The organism is Sinorhizobium meliloti, assembly GCF_017876815.1.
GTDB classification, from domain to species: domain Bacteria; phylum Pseudomonadota; class Alphaproteobacteria; order Rhizobiales; family Rhizobiaceae; genus Sinorhizobium; species Sinorhizobium meliloti.
Genome location: NZ_JAGIOS010000001.1, coordinates 3,188,897 through 3,209,127, shown reverse-complemented (window position 1 = coordinate 3,209,127; position 20,231 = coordinate 3,188,897). Strand labels below are relative to the sequence as shown.

Sequence of the window (20,231 nt, the reverse complement as noted above, 5' to 3'; positions counted from 1 at the left end):
GTCATGGTGGCGAAGGTGGTGCCGCGAGTCCCCTTCTCCCCGCCTGCGGGGAGAAGGTCGCGGCAGCGGGATGAGGGGCGGCTGCATTCCGCGTGCTTACGGCCCGAACACCGACCAACCCGTACGCGCAGCCAGCATCTCCAGCGCCAGCGACCCCAGCAGCGAATTGCCGTAATCGTTGAGTCCCGGCGACCAGACGGCAATGGATGCCTTGCCCGGCGCCACCGCCATGATGCCGCCGCCGACGCCGCTCTTCCCCGGCAGACCGACGCGGTAGGCAAAATCGCCGGAGCCGTCATAATGGCCGCAGGTGAGCATAAGCGCATTGATCCGCCGCGCGCGCTGGCGCGACACGACCGAATGTCCGGTCAGCGGGTTGGTGCCGCCGGCGGCTAGAAACAGCCCGGCCTTGGCGAGCTGGCTGCAGGTCATGGCGAGCGCGCAATGATGGAAATAGACGCCAAGCACGTGCTCGACCGGATGATCGAGCCGGCCGAAGGACCGCATGAAATTCGCAAGCGCGATGTTGCGGTATCCGGTCGCTGTCTCCGAGCGTGCGACTTCGTGGTCGATCACGATGTTCTCGTCATCCGCGAGGTAACGAACGAAGCGAACGATCTCGCCGATCAGTTCCTTCGGCGTGTGGCCGGCGAGAATGAGGTCGCTTATCCTGATCGCGCCGGCATTGATGAAGGGGTTGCGCGGCTTGCCACCCTCATGCTCGAGCTGGACGATCGAATTGAAGGCCGAGCCCGAAGGCTCTCGCCCCACCCGGTTCCATATGTTTTCGCCGTGCTTGCCCAGCGCCAGCGTGAGCGTGAACACCTTGGAGATGCTCTGAATGGAGAACGGCATCTCCGCATCGCCGACGCGATAGACCTCGCCACCCGTCGTGACGATCGCCATGCCGAAGTGACGGGCATCGACGCGTGCGAGCTGAGGGATATAGTCCGCGACCTTCCCTTCGCCGAGGCGCGGCGTCAGTTCCCGATAGATGTCGTCGATGATCGCCTGGAGGTCTTCTTGCGGTTTCGGCTCGCGCATACGGCACTTCTCACTTCGGAAGCGGTCTCGGTCAGGACACTCCGTCCTGCACCCGCGTCCAGCTTATGGGATTCGACCGGCAACTTCGTACAAAAAAACCGCCCGTCTCCGGGCGGTTTTCCAAATTCTTTCAGGCGAAGCCCGATTAACGCGAATAGAATTCGACGACCAGGTGCGGCTCCATGACGACCGGGTACGGCACGTCGGAGAGAGCGGGAACGCGAACGAAGGTCGCGACCATCTTGTTGTGATCGGCTTCGATGTAATCAGGAACGTCGCGCTCGGCGAGCTGTACGGCTTCCAGAACCGTAACGAGCTGCTTGGACTTTTCCTTGACTTCGATGACGTCGCCCGGCTTGCAGCGGTAGGAACCGATGTTGACGCGAACGCCGTTGACCTTGACGTGGCCATGGTTGACGAACTGGCGCGCAGCAAAAACCGTCGGAACGAACTTGGCGCGGTAAACGATCGCGTCGAGGCGCGATTCGAGCAGGCCGACCAGGTTCTCCGGGGTGTCGCCCTTGCGGCGCGATGCTTCGGCGAAGATCGCGCGGAACTGCTTTTCACGGATATCGCCGTAGTAGCCCTTCAGCTTCTGCTTGGCGCGCAGCTGCACGCCGAAGTCGGAAAGCTTGGACTTGCGGCGCTGACCGTGCTGGCCCGGGCCATATTCGCGACGGTTCACCGGGGACTTCGGGCGACCCCAGATGTTTTCGCCCATACGGCGGTCAATTTTGTACTTGGACGATTCGCGCTTGCTCATCGTATTTCCTTTCAAGGTGTTACACCAGTTTGTTGCCAAACCGGATCAAGGAAACACGCCCTCCTCTGAACCCATTTTTGGGGTTCTGACAGGCCTCTCACGATCGCTGCCGGAGAAACCACGGGACATGTCAAATGAAACACCGGGCATCACTGCCCGGCGTTGAGCGGGTCTTTAAGCACTGGGCGGCGAATTGTCAACGGAATATGACAGGAACAATGGCAAATTCAGCCGTACTTCCGAATGCAATCTCACTCGGCGGCCGCGCGCGCTGAATCTCCCGTGTCCGGGGCATTGGCGTCGCCCGGCGCCGTTTCCTTGCCGAGATCGGGGAAAGCGACGATGCGTTTGCCGGAGAAATCCGCATGCACCACGACGAGCCCCTGCTCTTCGAAATAGCCGAGCAATCGCCGTGCGCGACGGGCCGAATGCGTTCCGTAGGCACGGGCGATCATGGCGTCCGATGGGCACGGCAGCCCGCGCAGGGCCGCCTGTGCCAGCATCAGGAAAACCGCCTGCAGGTCTTCCGTCACCCGGTCGGCCAATCCAAGCGCCGAGGCCCAATCCTCGCTTGCCGCCGTCTCGGCATCGATGCCCGATCGGGCGACGGCCATCTTGCGGCGGAATGCGCTCAAGGAGAGTGCCGGTCCGGGGACGCGGCGAATGCGGCAGCGCACGAGAAAATCCTGGTAGAGCTCCGCATCGGGCCTGAACGCGGCCTCCGGATTAGCGACGATTTCGGCAAAGAGGCTGCCGATCAGCGCCTCCCTCTCCTCCGCCGAGATTTCCGGTTGCGCCGGCTTGGCTTCCACGGGCGCTCCGGGCTCGGGCCTTGGGCGCGACAGCTCCGCGAGAATATCGCTCGCGGGGCGCGGCTGCGGCGCTGTCCGGCGGACGACCGGGCGGGTGAATTCCTCCGGGTCGGGCGTGAAGATCAGATCCGCCACGTCCTGGGGCGCTTCGGGCAGCGGCATCAGCTTCGGGCTCATCGACCGTGCCGAGGTCTCGACCGAACCGATCGTCACCCTCAACGGGCGACGGGAAAGCGCCGGACCGAGCGCCACGAAGGAGCCGCGCTTCAGGTCGCGAAACATCTCGGCCGTGCGCCGGTCCATGCCGAGCAGATCGGCGGCGCGCAGCATGTCGATGTCGAGGAAGGTGCGTCCCATCAGGAAGTTCGAGGCTTCGGCGGCAACGTTCTTGGCGAGCTTGGCCAGGCGCTGCGTGGCGATGACGCCGGCAAGGCCGCGCTTGCGGCCGCGGCACATGAGATTGGTCATTGCGCCGAGCGAAACCTTGCGTATTTCCTCCGAAACGTCGCCGCCGACCGACGGCGCGAACATCTGCGCCTCGTCGACGACCACCAGAACGGGATACCAATATTCCCGGTCCGCATCGAACATCGCATTCAGAAACACGCCGGCGCTGCGCATCTGCTGCTCGACATCCAGCCCTTCGAGAGAAAGCACGCAGGAAACGCGGTGCTGACGGATGCGGGTGGCGATGCCGATGAGCTCCGCATCGGTACGCTCCCCCTCGATCACCACATGGCCGAACTTGTCGGCAAGCGTGACGAAATCGCCTTCCGGATCGATGATGCACTGCTGCACCCAGGGCGCGGATTGTTCCAGCAGACGGCGAAGCAGATGCGACTTGCCGGAGCCGGAATTGCCTTGCACGAGGAGACGCGTCGCCAGAAGCTCTTCGATATCGAGCGAGGCCGAAGTCCCTTCGGACGTCGTTCCCATGTCGATGCCGACTTTCATCCTTACCTCATCTTCGCGGATTGATTCGCAGCCACGCCTGGACCGCCAAAACGGGCAACACCTAGCATGGATCGTGCCCCCAAGCGCCGCCGAATATCGAAACCCACAGGGAATAATCGGGCGGCCCGGCAGCCGATCTAGATCCGTTCACGCCGGTCCGCAGATACGGCATCCGCCATGACTCTCAGCCCGAAGCCCTGCATCAGCCGGCGAGTCGCGAAATCGGGCCTGCCTGACGTGAAGATCGCCGGATCCTCGCCGTTCAATGGTTCGAACCCGTTCGGCAGCGGCACCAGGGAGCGCGCCCTCCTTGCGATCGCTTCGGCCGGATCCAGCCAGTCCACCGGCCAGGGCGCCAGCCGGCGGAAAACATTGGACATGAAAGGATAGTGCGTGCAGGCCAGCACGACGATATCGGTTCTCTTTCCCTCCGCCTCCACGAAGCAAGGCTCAATCTCGGCGAGGACCGCCTCATCGGCCAATGCGTCGCCACGAATATAGGCTTCCGCCATGCGCGCGAGGTTCTCCGAGCCGACAAGCCTGACGTGACATTGCGAGGCGAAGGACTGGATGAGATCGCGGGTGTAGGCGCGCTTCACGGTACCCGGCGTCGCAAGCACCGAAACGAGACCCGAACGGGTGCGCTCGGCCGCAGGCTTGATGGCCGGGACAGTGCCGACGAAGGTCATCTGCGGATAGGCGGCGCGCAGATCCGCGCCGACGAGCGTAAAGGCCGTATTGCAGGCGATGATGCAGATTTCCGGATCAAGCTCGGCAAGCAGCCGACCGAAAAGAGCGATCACCCGCTCCTTCAGAGCGCCCTCCTCCCAGCCGCCATAGGGAAAACCGGCATCGTCTGCGACATAGATGAAATGCCGCTCCGGCATCAGCACGCGCGCCTCGCGCAGCACCGTCAGGCCACCGATCCCGCTGTCGAAGACGAGGATGGGCTTCAGCTCAGTCTTTGTCACCGCCGCCCTGTTCTTTTCTGCTGTGCCCGGGCGGTGCGGCGGAGCCACGCGGATTTTCCCGCGTGAAACGGTCGAGCGATGAAATGACGCCGCGCAGCACCTGGATTTCCGATTCGGTAAAGGATGGCCTGGTCAGAACCGCGCGCAGATTCTCGACCAATTTCGGCTTTTTGTCGGCGGAACGGAAATAGTTGCGCGCGTCGAGCGCCTCTTCCAGATGCTCGCAGAGCCCATGCAACTGCTCCTTCGTCGCCGGACGCTGCTGGCTCGCCTGGAAAGACGTCTCGTCCTCGGAGGTCATGCCGGTCTTCAGCCACTCATAGGACATGAGCAGCACTGCCTGGGCGAGGTTCAGCGAAGCGAAGGCGGGATTGACCGGGAACGTCACGATCTCGTCGGCAAGCGCGACCTCGGCATTGGTCAGTCCGGTACGCTCGCGGCCGAAAATGATGCCGACCTTCTCACCCTCCTTGAACCGGTGGCGGAGTTCCCGGGCGGCGACGATCGGCGAGCGCACGGGTTTGAAGCCGTCGCGGTCGCGCGCGGTGGTCGCGTAGACGAAATTGAGATCGGCGAGCGCCTCTTCGAGCGTTTCGTAAAGCTTGGCGCCGTCGATGACGTGATCGGCACGGCTGGCGGCGGAGCGTGCCTTCTCGCTCGGCCAGCCGTCGCGGGGGCTGACGAGGCGCAGTTCGGACAGGCCGAAATTCGCCATGGCGCGCGCCACCATGCCGATATTCTCGCCGAGCTGGGGAAAGGCGAGAATGATCGCCGGACCTTCCGTCAAAAGTTCGCGCTCGCTGTTGGTGCCTGCCATCGCCTGTGTGCCTTCTGTTCGGCGCTTCCCTCGCATATATGGACGCGGATTTAAAGCCCGCGCTCCTCCCCGGCGGGCCGAACGCGCGGCGAATGAAGGCGCTCGAGCGAAACGGCAACCATCTCCAGTCCAAGGCCGGCATCGTCGCGCGATACCGGCAGATGACGCTCGACCGGCGCAGCGACGCTGCGGGACCGATAGAAATAGTCCGCTCCGGTTTCGCGCACCTTGCTTGCGAGCTTCAGATTTTCCTCGATCTGCGCCGCGAAGTCGTTCGGGCTTTCCGGGTCTTGCGACATCTTACGCGCGACTATGCGCGCCCAATAGGTGCAGCCCATGAACACCGCCAGCGTCTGGCGCACGTGCCCCGGGCGGGTGACGAGCTGCCAGGAAACGCCGAGCGGTTTGGCGGCAGCGGCCAGTTCCCTGTAGGCGCGGTCGAGCGCCTGCGATCGGCTGACGAGATCAAGGCCGGACGTCCCCCTCCTTGCCTCCTCCAGCAACTCGGAGAGCTTGTCGCACCAGTTTCTGATCGCCGCATCGAGCGTCGTGCGGGTCTTCGTCGGAAACACGACGAAAGCCACCGCCGCGCCGGCGACGGAGCCGACGAGCGTCTCCTCGAGACGCAGTTCCAGGAGCTGCGGCGTCAAAACGCCGAGGAGGCTGTAGGCGAGAGAGAGGACGACCGAGACGAAGAAAGTCATGGTCGCGTAGGAGACCGGGAGGAAATAGAAGGCCAGAAAGATGCAGGCCGCCCCCAGGGGCAGGACTATATAGACGGTCCCGCCGATCGCGCTTGCCGCCGCAAGTCCGACGACGATGCCCGCCAGTGTGCCGGCCGACCGTTGCAGGGCCTTCACTGCGGTGTCGCCGCGGGAGCGCGTATTGGTGAAGACGAGGAAGGCAGCGAGAACCGCCCAGAACCAGCGCTCGCGTGAAAGCATCAGGCCGAACACCCTTGCGATGCCCGAGGCGAGGGTAATCTGGATCGCGCTTCGTAAAGCCGGGTCGGCGAGGGAAAAGCGAGCCGTTGCCGCCGGTGGCTCTGGAGATGGCGCCGGAGGCGGTTCATCGAGGTCCGCCGCCTCCAGGTCGGCCAGACTGCGGTTGAGGCGATCTCGAACCGTATGAAGCCAAAGCAGAGCCCTGGCAGCCTCGAGCTGTTTGACGTTCGCCTCGCCCAGCGACTGCATTCCCCGTTCCATCTCGCCCGCATCATGCGCCAGAACCGCGTCGACAACAGCCGCAGGTGGCATTGCCTGAAGGCTGAGCACGATCACACTCTCGGCCGCAAGATGAATGTCGAAGAGCCCGATGGCGAGGTCCGCAGACACGTCCCCGGGTTCCGGCGCCGGGCGGCGGGTGTCCGTCGCAATGAAGCTCTCCGCCATCAACACGGCTTCCTTCAACCTCTCTTCCAGCGCATGCAGCCTGCGGCGATCGGCAGCCCTGAGAATGGGCCTGCGCGCAGCCGCCGCTATCCCATGAAGGATTTCATCCACCCTCTGCTGGACGCTCGCGATCGCCCGCAGGAGATCGCGGTAGCGGTCGTCCGGGAGAAGGACGGTCCGCACCAGATGCGCGATAGCCGCTGAAATCCCGGCGCCGAGAACGAGCGCCGGCAACTGGTCCAGCGAGGGGCGCAGATAGGCTCCGGTGAAATAGGACATGAAGGCGAACATGCCGATGGCGAACCAGCGCTGGCCGAAGACGCGGCCATAGACTGCCACGAAGATGACTACGAGAAAAACGAGATCGGAAACGTGCCGGTAACCCTCCAGCGCCGAGGCGAGCGTGACCATCGCAACGCCGGTGACGACCGCCAGAATGCGCGTGACCAGTTGTTCCGATGCCGTCCGGTCGCGAACCGCCAGACCGCCTTCGATCGAAAGGGTAATCGCAAGTCCGTAGGCGGCCGGCGGCAGCGGGGTGGCGATGAAATGGAAGGCGATCAGCAGAGCGACCGAGATCACCACGGTCGCCGTTATGCGGGACGCCTGCCGCAGCCGGGAAAAGGCCGGATCATTGGCCAGCAGCCAGTCCCGCAAGCGAAGCCTGAACGTCATGGCGCCTCCGCCTGTCCCCACGCCCGCAGCGTGCAGCGTTTCCGGGATGACGACACGCACAAAACAGTTGAAGCATGCCGCCGCTCGATCTCTGAATAGCCTTTCCCGCGGTCTTTTCAAAGCTGTGAGGTGAGCGGCTCCCGGTCTGCAGACCGGGCGCAACGAGCCGATTCCGAGCCCGCCGCCTTGGCCCAAAGTTTCGGCCAAGCATGCTTTGCCTTGCTGGCTCACAGTGCTATAGGGCTCTGGATTTCTCCCACCGTCGGAATGCCGCGCGCGGTGTTCCGCAAGCTACGAGGCATATCAATGGCAAAGATCAAGGTCGCCAATCCGGTCGTCGAACTCGACGGCGACGAGATGACCCGCATCATCTGGCAGTTCATCAAGGACAAGCTGATCCACCCTTATCTCGACCTCGATCTCGAATATTACGACCTGGGCGTCGAAAACCGTGATGCAACTGACGACCAGGTGACGATCGACGCCGCAAACGCCATCAAGAAGCACGGCGTCGGCGTAAAATGCGCCACGATCACGCCGGACGAGGGTCGCGTCGAGGAGTTCAAGCTGAAGAAGATGTGGAAGTCGCCGAACGGCACGATCCGCAACATCCTCGGCGGCGTCATCTTCCGCGAGCCGATCATCTGCAAGAACGTGCCGCGCCTGGTCCCCGGCTGGACCAAGCCGATCATCGTCGGCCGCCACGCCTTCGGCGACCAGTACCGCGCGACCGATTTCAAGTTCCCGGGCAAGGGCAAGCTCTCGATCAAATTCGTCGGCGAAGACGGCCAGACGATCGAGCATGACGTTTACGACGCGCCGGGCGCCGGCGTGGCACTCGCCATGTACAACCTGGACGAATCGATCACCGAATTCGCGCGCGCCTCGTTCAACTACGGCCTGCAGCGCAAGGTTCCGGTCTATCTCTCGACCAAGAACACGATCCTGAAGGCCTATGACGGCCGCTTCAAAGACATCTTCCAGAAGGTGTTCGACGAGGAATTCGCCGCCCAGTTCAAGGCCGAGAAGCTCTGGTACGAACACCGCCTGATCGACGACATGGTCGCCTCGGCGCTGAAGTGGTCCGGCGGCTATGTCTGGGCCTGCAAGAACTACGACGGCGACGTGCAGTCCGACATCGTCGCGCAGGGCTTCGGCTCGCTCGGCCTGATGACCTCGGTGCTGATGACGCCGGACGGCAAGACGGTCGAGGCGGAAGCCGCCCACGGCACGGTGACGCGCCACTACCGCCAGCATCAGAAGGGCGAGGAAACCTCGACCAACTCGATCGCATCGATCTTCGCCTGGACCCGCGGCCTCGCCCACCGCGCCAAGCTCGACGGCAACGCCGAACTCGCGAAGTTCTCCGAGACCCTGGAGCGCGTCTGCGTGGATACGGTCGAGTCCGGCTTCATGACCAAGGATCTGGCACTTCTCATCGGTCCCGACCAGCCCTGGCTGTCGACCACCGGTTTCCTCGACAAGATCGACGAGAACCTCAGGAAGGCAATGGCGGCGTAATCAGCGTGATCTGTCGCCAGGATTTTGGAAACCCGGCCTCGCGCCGGGTTTCTTTTTGTCGTGGGAGCCGGCGGCGTTCCATCGTAACCGTCGTTCTCACCTTGCGCGGCTACGACGGAAGCCGCCGTATCCAGTCGTCAAACCCTTGACGTCGGCTCTGCTGCACCGACGAGGTGTCGCGACGATCGTCCAAATTCTGGTGCTCTCTTATCTCCCGCGCGGTCTCCCCATACTGGTGCTTGAATGCCCGAGCAAAGTGATCGCCACGCAAAAATCCAAACTCCGCAGCAATGTCGGAAATGCGACGCGTTTCGTTGGGGTCCGACAGAACGGCTCTGATTCGCTCCAGCCGACGGCCCTGGATGTAGTGAAGCACGCCTCCTTCCTGTTCGAACAATCTGAAAAGCGTTCTGCGGGACACGCCGACGATATTGCAGATCGCATCGATGTTCAGCGCGCTGGAATTTAGATGACCTTCGATATAGCGCTTCGCGCGACGTAGCAGCACCAGTTCAAGACCGGGGCGCGCCGCTTCGACATTGGCAAGTGACGGAGCCAGGCAGGCCGCAAGCATTTGGCATGCGGCTCCTGCCAGAGCCGTCTCGTCTCCAGAGTGCAAGAACGGCAATCGCCGTGCCAGCATGTCCAGATATTCGGCCAGGAGCATGGCGTAGGGGCCAGTTGGAGCCGAACCGTGGAGGCCTCCCAAATTGGGAAGCCGGTCTTCTATCAGCGACCTCGGCAGGAACATTGCAACGAGGTGACAGTCCGGTTCATCGCTGATCAGTTCACAGGAAAGGTCGAGCACGGACACCTGACCCGCTCTTCCTTCAAACTCGCCTCTTGCCGTTTCAGCTATCCAGCCACCCGTCCTATAAAGATTGAGGACAAAGTGATCCATGCCGTCCCGCCGCACGCGTGCGGACGATCTCACGTAGCGTTGCGCACCGAGAACCGCATCAGTTACGACCATGTCGCCCAACTGGAAAGCCTCGACGCTCGCCGTGAACGGCCTGTTGCCGTCTTGCGAACGCCGCTCGACGTCGAAGACGACGTTGATGCTCTCCCGCCAGACATCGAAATCCCGGCAGGAGAAATGGGTGCTCTCAATAGCCGAACCACTCATAGGAAATTCGTCCTACAGTTTCTTCCAGATTGGCACGCTCAGCCAATTTTTGGCACGGACGTGGTCTTGAGGATAGTGGGAGCGCGCATATCCTTCGACGCGAAATTCGATGGATGGGCAAGACCTAGAGTTTAGCGCCTCCATGGAGACCCCATGCCGAACCAGCTTGAACCCGTGCTTGCACTGAAACGCATCGATACCTGGGTTGCCCGCCACCACCCCGATCGCTTGCCCTTCGTGAGACCCGGCGCGGATTGCGGGACCATCCAGCGGGTCGAGGCCAAATTCGGGAGAAGGTTACCTCCGGATATCCGACGCTTGTACGCCGCCCATGATGGACAGCCCGCAGGCAGCCCCGCCCTATACCTCAATCAACGGTGGTTGCCGCTCGATCTTGTCCTCATTGCCTGGGAAGACCTCTGCCTGCGATATGGGGGCGAAGTTTATCCTTCCCGCGGCGACGGCCGGCAATTTCTAGGAACGATGGTTTGGTCTCCAAACTGGCTTCCGCTCTTCGGCAGCCCGCGCGGCGATCACTACTGTATCGATCTTCGTCCCGAACTTACCAACGGATACGGCCAGATCATCTGGTTTCTCTATGACGAAGCCGATCGCCCTGTGGTTGCTCAAAGCATCGCCGAGCTCCTTTCGCGGATTGCGAATGGGGTCAGCACCGGGCGATGGGCGTTGGACGACGGGTACGACGGGTTAAGTGATTGAAACGAGTGCAGCAGCGACGTCGATGTTTCCCGTATCCGGGGTTCCAGCCCGGAGGAGGCATCGTGAAGGCCAAGTAAGGAGCCATCGAGATGAAACACCTATTTGCTTTGACCACTGCCATCGGCCTGTCGCTTGCGCCGTTGAGCGCCGCCTTCGCAGATCAGTCGCGTTTCGACAGCATCGCCAATCTGCCGTTCGAAAAAAATCGGCCCACTGCGGAAACGGCTCAGACGCTGAAAGACGAGCTGTTGTTTCAGCGGGCCACGCAAACCTATCTTTGGGCATTGCCGCTCATCAACACGCTCGGCATGAAAGTCGGCGCGGAGGAGGCCTTCGGCACCGGCTACAACGTCATGCCGATCTGGACCAAACGTCTGGACGCAAAGACCCACGTCACCACGCCGAACTCGGACCTCATCTACGGCATGGCCTTTGCGGACCTGTCGAAAACCGGGCCGCTGGTTTTTGAATCGCCGGAGAAACTGCAGGGAATTCTGCTCGATTTCTGGCAGCGACCTATCCCGGAAGACAGCGGCAAATTTGCAGGCGACGTCGGTCTGCCGGGGCCCGATGGCGGCAAAGGCGGCAAGTTCCTGCTGCTTCCGCCAGGATACAAGGGCGATGTGCCCGAAGGCTATTACGTCTACCGCTCGGGGACGAACAGCGTCTTCATTTTTCTTCGCTCGTTCTACCAGTCGCTCGACAATATCGAGCCGGCAGTCGAGGTGATTAAAAAATCGAAAATCTATCCGCTCGGGCAAGAGCAGACGGCGAAACCGATGGAGTTTCCGGACGCATCGGGCCGTTCACTCAATATGCTTCCCCGCGCCGATGTGAGCGCCTTCGAACAGATCAAGAGTCTCCTGGATGTAGAGGGGGCTGTTCTGGCGGATCCCGACTGGCTCGGCATGCTGAAAAGCATCGGCATTGCCGCCAACCAGCCATTCTCGCCGGACGAGAAAACGCGCGCGATCCTCGATGCCGCCGCCAAGACCGGCTACAAGATGAGCCGCGTGACCGGCTTTGAAAAAGGTATCGCCGGCGCGGACTTCCGGGTTTACGAGGATCGGCGCTGGCTCAATCCCATCAACAATCTGAGCGGGCGCTGGCCCAATGCAGGAATCGACCTGAGCTTCCTTGTAAGCAACGGAAACTATAGGGAACTGGACGCCCGCGCCTGGTTCTTTACCGACTACTACTCGATCAGCCCCGGCATGGTGTCGATGACACCCGGCAAGGGTGCGTTCTACATGATCGCTTTCGAGGACGCTGACGGCGATCCGCTCGATGGCGAGCACAGCTACAAGGTCAATCTGCCGAAGGACATTCCGGCAGAACTCTTCTGGTCCGTGACGCTTTACGAGGCGGAGAACGCATCCGGCCTCGATAACGGCCAGCCTTTCCCCTCGCTCGGCAAACTCAACAAGCCGGCGCAGAACGAAGATGGCAGTACCGACATCTACATTGGTCCGAAAGCACCGGCGGGCAAGGAGGGCAACTGGCTGGCAACCGTGCCGGGGCGAGGCTTCTTCGCGATCCTTCGCCTCTATGCTCCGGCCGAAGCGGCGATCGATGGCACCTGGAAGCCCGGGGACGTGGAAAAGGTTGAATAGGTCATCGACCCCGACAAGCGCACCCGTGAATCCCGAACCCTCGATGGAGGCTGCAATGAGAAGATTTGCCCGCACGACCCTGACTGCCGCCCTGCTTTATAGCGTGGCAGGCATTGGCGCTCATGCTCAGGAAACGCCCGACGAACTCGATACCCGCATCGGCAAACTGACATTCGAGAGCGGCTACCCCTCGAAGGAAACCGTGGCCAAGCTTTACGACGAAATGGATTTCCAGCGAGCGTCGCAAGCTTACCTGTGGGGCATTCCTGCCGTCGGCCTCAACGAATGGCGAAAGGCCCATTTCAACGTCTTCAAGGCCAAGAACGGTGAAATGCTTTCCTATCTCGATTTTGCCGAGAAGCTTGGCATTTTGACGCCGAACTACACCACGCCTTACATCGCGACGTTCATCGATCTCAAAGAATCCGGGCCGATGGTCGTGGTTGTACCGCCGGGGCTGATTGCAGGCATGGTGCTTGACCAGTGGCAGCGCGTCATGGCCGATCTAGGCGTGGTCGGCCCGGATATGGGCAAGGGCGGAAAGTATCTGATCCTCCCGCCCGGATACGGCCCGGTGGAGGCCGAGGGATACTTTGTCATCCAATCCACGAGCCGGGACGTGCTGGCGGGGTTCCGCCTGCTCGATGCCGACAAGGAAAAGGCAATTGCAGAACTCATCCCGCAGATCAAGACCTACACCTGGACGCTTGACGGAACTGGCGAGCCGATGCCCGTGCGCGCTGCGGGAGACGTCAAGTGGACCCAAATGCCGCCCCATGGAATGGCCTATTGGGACAGCCTGAACGAGGTCATTCAACGAGAACCCGTCGAAGAGCGTGATCGCTTCATGATGGCGCAGTTGAAGTTCCTCGGCATTGAGAAAGGGAAACCCTATCAACCCGACGAACGCCAGAAGAAGATTCTTCAGGACGGCGCGATCGTCGGCGAAGCCATGGCCAAGGTAAATACGACAGACAAGCGCGTCGAACCGCCCTTCTGGGAGGGCACGAACTGGAAACATGCGCTTGTGGTTGCGACCGACCAGAAGGCCAACACCTATGACCAGCTCGATGAGCGTGCTGCCTGGTTCTACGAAGCGGTCGTGATCTCCAAGGCAATGCTCACCCAAACTCCGGGCGTCGGCCAGCGGTACATAGCCTCCTACAAGGATGCAGACGACGCATGGCTCTCGGGCGAGAACAACTATCGGCTTCATGTCCCTGCCGATCCGCCGGCCAAGGGCTTCTGGTCTGTGACGGCCTACGACGAGTCGACCCGGCAGATGCCGGTCACCGAACAGGGACGGCCGGACATCTCGTCGCGAAAAGAAGACATAGTAAAAAACGAAGATGGATCGATTGACGTATATTTCGGTCCCACTGCACCGAAAGGTCACGAGGCGAACTGGGTGCAGACAAATGCCGACAAGGGATGGTTCGCGTATTTCCGGTTCTACGGACCGACCGAGCCCTTCTTCGATAAATCCTGGTCGCTGCCTGATATCGAGAAGGTCAATTAGTTCGATGGTGACCTGAGTGGTCGGCGACTCTGGCTCGATGACCACTCAGGCCGAGCCCGAAAGGCCCCCGCGCCTCCCCGAAAGGCAATCTGACATCCGGCGTCGTCCACATATGCCCGTCGTTGCCGCAGCGTTCTGCTGCGGCATTCGATTCCGGATCTACCCTGCCCTGATGGTGTGATCAGCACCTCCCTTGCGTTCGATCCCCTTGTAGGGAACTGCGACTCAGATAGGCTGAGGGCGTCCGCCACGTCCGATGTCGCCAACGTGGCGGCATCCGGAAAGCCCGCCTATGCCCGACTCCCTCGTACCGAAAACAGTCAGCATTCTTGCGGAAGGATATGGTGCCGCCCGCTTGAAAGCAGACGCGTTCGCCGGTCTGACCGTTGCGATCGTCGCACTGCCGCTCTCCATGGCGATCGCGATCGCCTCGGGCGTCACGCCCGACCGCGGGCTATACACCGCGATCGTCGGCGGTTTTCTCGTTTCGCTCCTCGGCGGCAGCCGAGTCCAGATCGGCGGCCCCGCCGGTGCCTTCATCGTGCTCGTCGCCGCCACGGTTGCGCGGCACGGCGTCGACGGCCTGCTGCTCGCGACCCTCATGTCCGGGTTCATGCTGATCGCCGCTGGCTATCTCAGGCTAGGGCGATACATCAAGTTCATCCCCTATCCGGTTACGGTCGGCTTCACTGCGGGAATCGCGGTGATCATCTTTGCGAGCCAGCTGCGCGACCTCTTCGGCCTGACGCTCGCGGGTGCGGAACCGGGCCCCATCGTCGACAAGGTCGCGGCCCTTGCCCAAGCCGCCGGAACCGTCAGCTGGGCGGCGGTGCTGACCGCAGCCCTTACCGTCGGCATCATCCTCGCGCTGCGGCGCGTGCGGCCACATTGGCCGGGCATGCTGATCGCGGTTGCCGCGGCGTCCACCTTCGTCGCCTTGCTGCAATTGCCGACGGAAACGATCGGCAGCCGCTTCGGCGGCATTCCGCGCGGACTGCCGCTACCCGCCCTGCCGCCGCTCTCGCTCGAAAAGGCCGCTGCCGTCTTTCCGGATGCCCTTTCCTTCGCGCTCCTCGGCGCGATCGAATCGCTTCTCTCCGCAGTCGTTGCCGACGGCATGACCGGGCGCCGTCACCGCTCCAGCGTGGAACTGGTCGCGCAGGGAGCCGCGAATATCTGCTCGGCGCTCTTCGGGGGCATCTGTGTTACCGGGACGATTGCCCGCACCGCCACGAATGTGCGTGCCGGCGCGACGAGCCCCGTTTCCGGCATTCTTCATTCCGCCTTTCTTCTGCTGTTCATGCTCCTCGCCGCTCCGCTTGCGAGCTATATACCGCTCGCCTCGCTCGCCGGCGTGCTTGCGATCGTCGCCTGGAACATGATCGAGAAACCGGCCTTCATGGCGCTTCTGCGGTCCTCCTACGGGGATGCGGTCGTGTTGCTCGCCACCTTCCTCATCGTCGTCTTTCGCGAGCTTACGGAGGGTATCGTCGTCGGCTTTGCGCTGGGCGCCGTGCTCTTCATCGATCGCATGGCAAGGAGCATCTCCGTGCAGGAGGCCCGGCCGCTCTCCGCTCAGAGGCAGGAGAATGGCGACGAACGTCCTGTAATCGCCGACGATCCGGACACGGTGATCTATCGCCTTTCCGGGATTTTCTTCTTCGGTTCGGCCGCAACCGTGGGGACCGTTCTCGATCGCATCGCCGATCAGCGTCGCAATTTCATTCTCGATTGTTCCGACGTGCCCTTCATGGATTCCACCGCTGCCAATGTCATCGAGGGTACGCTGCGCAAAGCGGAACGAACCGGCGTGCGCTTCATCATCACCGGTGCGAGATCGCAGGTGCGCCGCGCGCTTTATCAGCACCACGTCCGGCCGCCGCGCGTGATGATGCGCGCCTCGGTCGCAGCAGCGCTGGACACCATCCGGACCGAACGGGTGCCATGAAAAAGGGCGCCGCAGCGCCCTCCAGAAGTTCAGCGCGCCCCCGGCTTAACCGGCGAGCGCGCCCGCAACAGCCTCGATCGCTTCTGCTGCACGTCCGCCGTCCGGGCCGCCCGCCTGGGCCATGTCGGGGCGTCCGCCACCGCCCTTGCCGCCAAGTGCCGCCGAAGCGACGCGCACCAGATCGACGGCGCTTACTTTCGAAGTGAGGTCGTCGGTGACTGCCACGACGGCACTTGCCTTGCCGTCGCCGCTGACGCCGACGAAGGCGACGACGCCCGAACCGAGCGACTTCTTGCCGTCGTCCGCAAGGCTCTTCAGATCCTTCGGCTCGACCCCGGATACCACCCTGCCGAGGAAACGGACGCCGCCGATGTCGCGGGCGGCATCCCCGGAACCGTTCTGGCCGTCGCCCGCAAGCGCGAGCTTCTTCTTCGCCTCTGTAAGCTCCCGCTCCAGTTTGCGCCGCTCGTCCAGGAGAGCCTCGACCCGACCTAAAACATCCGCAGGCTGGACCTTGAGTGCGGCGGCGAGTGTCTTCACCCGTTCGTCCTGTTCACCGAGATAGGCGCGCGCCGCCTCACCGGTCAGCGCTTCCACCCGGCGGACACCCGCTCCGACCGCGCTCTCCGAGACGACGCGGACGAGGCCGATATCGCCCGTGGCGGACACATGCGTGCCGCCGCAGAGCTCGACCGAATAGGGCTTGCCGGCCTTGGAGCCGCGAAGGCCCTGCCCCATGGACACGACCCGCACCTCGTCGCCGTACTTCTCGCCGAAGAGCGCCATGGCGCCCTCGGCGATCGCATCGTCGACGCTCATCAGCCGTGTGACGACCGGCGTATTCTGGACGATGATCTCGTTTGCCATCTCCTCGACGATCTTCAGCTCCTCGGCCGTCATCGGCTTCGGATGCGAGACGTCGAAGCGCAAGCGCTCAGGCGCGACGAGCGAGCCCTTCTGGGCAACATGGGTGCCGAGGACCTCGCGCAGCGCCTCGTGCAGCAGGTGCGTCGCGGAATGGTTGGCGCGCAGGCGCGCACGGCGCGCATGGTCGACCGTCAAGGCGGCCGCCTCGCCGGTCTTCACGCTGCCTTCCTCCACGGTGCAATAGTGGACGAAGAGCCCTTCGCCACGCTTCTGCGTGTCGGTCACCGTAAGCTTGCCGGTCTCGGTGGTGATAACGCCGGTGTCGCCCACCTGGCCGCCGGATTCGCCGTAGAAGGGCGTCTGGTTCAAAACCAGTTGTACGTTCTCGCCCTTGGCAGCGGACTCGACGACGGCACCGTCCTTGACGATTGCCAGGATGACCCCTTCGGCCGACTCGGTGTCGTAGCCGAGGAAGTCGGTCGCGCCGTGTTTATCCCTGAGCTCGAACCAGATGGTCTCGGTCGCGGCTTCGCCGGAACCGGCCCAGTTGGCACGGGCCTCGGCCTTCTGCCGTTGCATGGCCGCCGTAAATGCGTCCGTATCGACCCCAATGCCCTTGGCGCGCAGCGCGTCCTGGGTGAGGTCGAGCGGGAAACCATAGGTGTCGTAGAGCTTGAAGGCCGTCTCGCCGTTGAACTGGTCACCTTCGGAAAGATCGGCCGAAGCCTCCGCCAGAAGGTTGAGGCCGCGCTCCAGGGTCTTGCGGAAGCGCGTTTCCTCCAGCTTCAGCGTTTCCGAGATCAGCGCTTCGGCGCGGACGAGTTCCGGATAGGCCCGGCCCATCTGGCCCACGAGCGCCGGCAGGAGCTTCCACATCAGCGGATCCCGCGCGCCGAGCAGCTGTGCGTGGCGCATGGCGCGGCGCATGATTCGGCGCAGCACGTAACCGCGGCCTTCGTTCGACGGTAGAACCCCGTCGGCGATCAGGAAGGCCGAGGAACGCAGATGGTCGGCGATCACGCGATGGCTCGCGCGCCGGTCCCCTTCGGCCTTGACGCCGGTCGCCTCTTCGGAAGCAGCGATCAAGGCGCGGAAAAGGTCGATGTCATAATTGTCGTGCTGGCCCTGGAGCACGGCGGCGACGCGCTCCAGCCCCATGCCCGTGTCGATCGAGGGCCGCGGCAGGTCGACGCGCTCTTCCTTGGTGATCTGCTCGTACTGCATGAAGACGAGGTTCCAGATCTCGATGAAGCGATCGCCGTCTTCCTCGGCCGAGCCGGGAGGTCCGCCCCAGATATGGTCGCCGTGATCGTAGAATATTTCCGAGCACGGACCGCATGGACCGGTATCTCCCATGGCCCAGAAGTTGTCGCTCGTCGCAATGCGGATGATGCGGTCGTCGCTCAGGCCGGCGATCTTCTTCCAGAGGCCGAAGGCTTCGTCGTCGGTATGGTACACCGTGACGAGCAGACGCTTGGCATCGAGCCCGTATTCCTTCGTGATCAGGTTCCAGGCAAGCTCGATCGCGCGCTCCTTGAAATAGTCGCCGAAGGAGAAATTGCCGAGCATCTCGAAGAAGGTGTGGTGCCGGGCGGTGTAGCCGACATTGTCGAGGTCGTTATGCTTGCCGCCGGCGCGCACGCATTTCTGCGCCGTCGCCGCGGTCGAATAGGGTCGCTGCTCGAGGCCGGTGAACACATTCTTGAACTGCACCATGCCCGCATTGGTGAACATCAATGTCGGGTCGTTGCGCGGCACGAGGGGGCTGGACGACACGATCTCGTGACCGTTCTTGCGGAAATAGTCGAGGAACATCGACCGGATTTCATTCACGCCGCTCATCTTGCGTCCTATCTGTGTACACTCCGGCGGCAGCCCGATCTCTCCAGGCTCCCAGCCGCACTCTTCACCCCCGCGCATCAAGCGCGTCGCGTTCAATCAAGTCACGCTTTCCGCCGGCCGAGCCGTCGGAACCACAGGCTTTTATCGTTCGCATATCATGCTGTCCAGCGGGCAGCAAAAAACCGGCCGCAGGTGACGACGGCCGGTTTTGCATGCTTCAACGAGACGGTTGTTCCCGATTACATATCGGCGGCTTCGTCGCCGTCGCTTTCCGGCCCGCCATTCTCCAGGAACCGGTCGGCGATGAGACCGGCATTCTGCCGCAGAGCCGTTTCGATTTCGCGCAACAGTTCGGGATTCTCCCGCAGGAAGAGCTTGGCGTTTTCCCGTCCCTGGCCGAGCCGCTGGCTGTTATAGGAGAACCAGGCGCCCGATTTCTCGACGATGCCCGCCTTGACGCCGAGATCGATCAATTCGCCCGTCTTCGAAACGCCTTCGCCATACATGATGTCGAACTCGACCTGCTTGAAGGGCGGTGCCATCTTGTTCTTGACGACCTTGACGCGGGTCTGGTTGCCGACCACTTCCTCGCGCTCCTTGACCGAACCGATGCGGCGAATGTCGAGGCGCACCGAAGCGTAGAACTTGAGCGCATTGCCGCCCGTCGTCGTTTCCGGCGAGCCGAACATCACGCCGATCTTCATGCGGATCTGGTTGATGAAGATCACCATGCAGTTCGACTTGGAGATCGATGCCGTAAGCTTGCGCAGCGCCTGGCTCATGAGGCGCGCCTGCATGCCCGGCAGACTGTCGCCCATCTCGCCCTCGATTTCGGCGCGCGGCACGAGTGCGGCCACCGAATCGATGACGAGAATGTCGATCGCACCCGAACGGACCAGCGTATCGGTGATTTCCAGCGCCTGCTCGCCCGTATCAGGCTGCGAAATCAGGAGATTTTCGAGATCGACCCCGAGCTTTCGTGCATAGACCGGATCGAGTGCATGCTCGGCATCGACGAAGCCGCAGATGCCGCCCTTCTTCTGTGCCTCGGCAATGGTCTGCAGCGCCAGCGTCGTCTTGCCCGAGCTTTCCGGACCATAGATCTCGATGATACGGCCCTTCGGCAGGCCGCCGATGCCGAGCGCGATATCGAGGCCGAGCGAACCGGTGGAGACGGTTTCGATCTCAACTACGCTGTCCTTCGCTCCGAGCTTCATGATCGATCCCTTGCCGAACGAACGTTCGATCTGGGAAAGAGCCGCTTCAAGTGCCTTGCTTTTGTCCACCGATTTGTCCTCTACGAGCCGCAAAGAATTTTGTGCCATTGGTCCACCTTTAGGTTATTGGAGCTATCGAGGCAATGAAGCCGCCGCAAGCCTTTTTGTACATGTTTTGTTCCAACTTGGCAATGGCACGTCAAGTGATTGAAAACGCTTGCCATATTTCATCACGTTCGATTCTTGTTCACGCCTTTCATCCACTGTATCCACAGGCAGCGCGTCAACGCATGCCGGCTTTCACGCGCCGCCCCGATTCGCTCGTGATTCACGATGGATCAAATCCGGACAAAGCCCTAAAAGGTAGTCCGAAACGATAGATCGGAATGCCGGCGGAAGAGAGACTTCGCCACCTTTTCTCCGCCCTTCAT

14 protein-coding genes are annotated in these 20,231 nt (G+C 62.3%); 5 read left to right on the top strand and 9 right to left on the bottom strand.

What is annotated here, in order from left to right; all coding sequences use genetic code 11:
• Window positions 1-96: 96 nt before the first annotated feature.
• The 6 genes from JOH52_RS15480 to JOH52_RS15455 all read right to left on the bottom strand — a co-directional run bounded on the left by JOH52_RS15480 (window position 97) and on the right by JOH52_RS15455 (window position 7,427).
• Window positions 97-1,044, bottom strand: a complete 948-nt coding sequence (locus JOH52_RS15480; RefSeq protein WP_010969466.1) for a glutaminase — start codon at window positions 1,042-1,044, stop codon at window positions 97-99.
• Between the two features lie 145 nt (window positions 1,045-1,189).
• Window positions 1,190-1,807: a 30S ribosomal protein S4 gene (gene rpsD, locus JOH52_RS15475; RefSeq protein WP_003533017.1), complete on the bottom strand. Its 618-nt coding sequence runs from the start codon at window positions 1,805-1,807 to the stop codon at window positions 1,190-1,192.
• A gap of 251 nt (window positions 1,808-2,058) precedes the next feature.
• Window positions 2,059-3,573: an ATP-binding protein gene (locus JOH52_RS15470; protein WP_013844497.1), complete on the bottom strand. Its 1,515-nt coding sequence runs from the start codon at window positions 3,571-3,573 to the stop codon at window positions 2,059-2,061.
• A 137-nt stretch (window positions 3,574-3,710) separates the two neighbouring features.
• Window positions 3,711-4,544: a glutamate racemase gene (gene murI, locus JOH52_RS15465; protein ID WP_010969468.1), complete on the bottom strand. Its 834-nt coding sequence runs from the start codon at window positions 4,542-4,544 to the stop codon at window positions 3,711-3,713.
• A complete protein-coding gene (locus tag JOH52_RS15460) occupies window positions 4,531-5,361 on the bottom strand; it encodes an RNA methyltransferase (protein WP_010969469.1) in 831 nt (276 codons plus the stop codon). Before JOH52_RS15460 ends, murI begins: the two co-directional genes overlap by 14 nt.
• A gap of 50 nt (window positions 5,362-5,411) precedes the next feature.
• Entirely contained in the window at window positions 5,412-7,427 is a 2,016-nt protein-coding gene (locus JOH52_RS15455) for an FUSC family protein (RefSeq protein ID WP_014529470.1), read from the bottom strand.
• Between the two features lie 306 nt (window positions 7,428-7,733).
• Between JOH52_RS15455 and JOH52_RS15450 the strand changes: the two genes are divergently transcribed.
• A complete protein-coding gene (locus JOH52_RS15450) occupies window positions 7,734-8,948 on the top strand; it encodes an NADP-dependent isocitrate dehydrogenase (RefSeq protein WP_010969471.1) in 1,215 nt (404 codons plus the stop codon).
• A 109-nt stretch (window positions 8,949-9,057) separates the two neighbouring features.
• Here the strand turns inward: JOH52_RS15450 and JOH52_RS15445 are convergent, their stop codons facing one another.
• Window positions 9,058-10,074: a helix-turn-helix domain-containing protein gene (locus tag JOH52_RS15445; RefSeq protein WP_010969472.1), complete on the bottom strand. Its 1,017-nt coding sequence runs from the start codon at window positions 10,072-10,074 to the stop codon at window positions 9,058-9,060.
• A gap of 153 nt (window positions 10,075-10,227) precedes the next feature.
• Here JOH52_RS15445 and JOH52_RS15440 point away from each other — a divergent pair, with 153 nt between their 5' ends.
• The 4 genes from JOH52_RS15440 to JOH52_RS15425 all read left to right on the top strand — a co-directional run bounded on the left by JOH52_RS15440 (window position 10,228) and on the right by JOH52_RS15425 (window position 15,874).
• Window positions 10,228-10,794 carry an SMI1/KNR4 family protein gene (locus tag JOH52_RS15440; RefSeq protein WP_010969473.1) on the top strand — a complete coding sequence of 189 codons (567 nt, stop codon included), beginning with the start codon at window positions 10,228-10,230 and terminating at the stop codon, window positions 10,792-10,794.
• Between the two features lie 89 nt (window positions 10,795-10,883).
• Entirely contained in the window at window positions 10,884-12,407 is a 1,524-nt protein-coding gene (locus tag JOH52_RS15435) for a DUF1254 domain-containing protein (protein ID WP_010969474.1), read from the top strand.
• Window positions 12,408-12,462: 55 nt separating this feature from the next.
• Window positions 12,463-13,926 (top strand): DUF1254 domain-containing protein, encoded by a 1,464-nt coding sequence (locus tag JOH52_RS15430; RefSeq protein ID WP_014529469.1) that lies wholly within the window; start codon window positions 12,463-12,465, stop codon window positions 13,924-13,926.
• A gap of 292 nt (window positions 13,927-14,218) precedes the next feature.
• A complete protein-coding gene (locus JOH52_RS15425; protein ID WP_010969476.1) occupies window positions 14,219-15,874 on the top strand; it encodes a SulP family inorganic anion transporter in 1,656 nt (551 codons plus the stop codon).
• A 45-nt stretch (window positions 15,875-15,919) separates the two neighbouring features.
• Here the strand turns inward: JOH52_RS15425 and alaS are convergent, their stop codons facing one another.
• Both alaS and recA read right to left on the bottom strand, forming a co-directional pair.
• On the bottom strand, window positions 15,920-18,583 hold the full coding sequence (gene alaS / locus JOH52_RS15420) for an alanine--tRNA ligase (protein ID WP_010969477.1): 2,664 nt from the start codon (window positions 18,581-18,583) through the stop codon (window positions 15,920-15,922).
• 239 nt (window positions 18,584-18,822) lie between these two features.
• Window positions 18,823-19,908 carry a recombinase RecA gene (recA, locus tag JOH52_RS15415; protein ID WP_010969478.1) on the bottom strand — a complete coding sequence of 362 codons (1,086 nt, stop codon included), beginning with the start codon at window positions 19,906-19,908 and terminating at the stop codon, window positions 18,823-18,825.
• Window positions 19,909-20,231: the final 323 nt, after the last annotated feature.